This is a genomic window from Treponema sp. R8-4-B8, assembly GCF_054786175.1.
On the sequence record NZ_BDHE01000226.1, the window covers coordinates 1 to 644 of the forward strand.

At 34.3% G+C, this 644-nt stretch carries 1 protein-coding gene; it reads left to right on the plus strand.

The annotated features are described in order from the left end of the window. Positions 1-644 (plus strand): DNA recombination protein RmuC (locus tag ACYVRA_RS08050; protein WP_461252214.1); only part of this gene is annotated, 644 nt, incomplete at both ends.

Below are 644 nucleotides of genomic sequence, written 5' to 3' on the forward strand. Positions count from 1 at the left end.
ATGCAAAATTTAGCTAATGGCGTTGGAGATTTAAAAAAAGTTCTGTCAAATGTTAAAACAAAGGGAGTTCTTGGAGAATATCAGCTTGGAGCGATTCTTGAACAACTTCTCGCGCCGCATCAGTACACCCAAAATGTTCCAACAAAAGAAGGAAGCAGGGAAAATGTGGAATTTGCGATAAAAATACCGAGTAAAAATGATTCTGATAAATTTGTTTTGCTTCCAATAGATTCAAAATTTCCAACAGCAGACTATGAATCTCTTATGGACGCTTATGACAGCGGAGATATAAATATAATTGAACGTTCAAAAAAAGAATTAGAAACAAAAATTAAAAATTTCGCGAAAGATATACATACAAAGTATGTAAATCCGCCGAATACGACCGAGTTTGCGATTATGTTCTTACCGTTTGAAGGATTATATGCCGAAGTGTTAAGGATACCAAATTTATTTGAAACAATGCAAAATACATATAAAATTACAATAGCGGGTCCAACCACAATATCTGCGTTTTTAAATAGTTTACAAATGGGCTTTCGCAGTTTGGCTGTTGAAAAAAGAACAAATGAAATATGGAATGTTCTTGCGGCAGTACGAACTGAGTTTGGCAAATTCGGAGATATATTAGACGCTACAAAGAA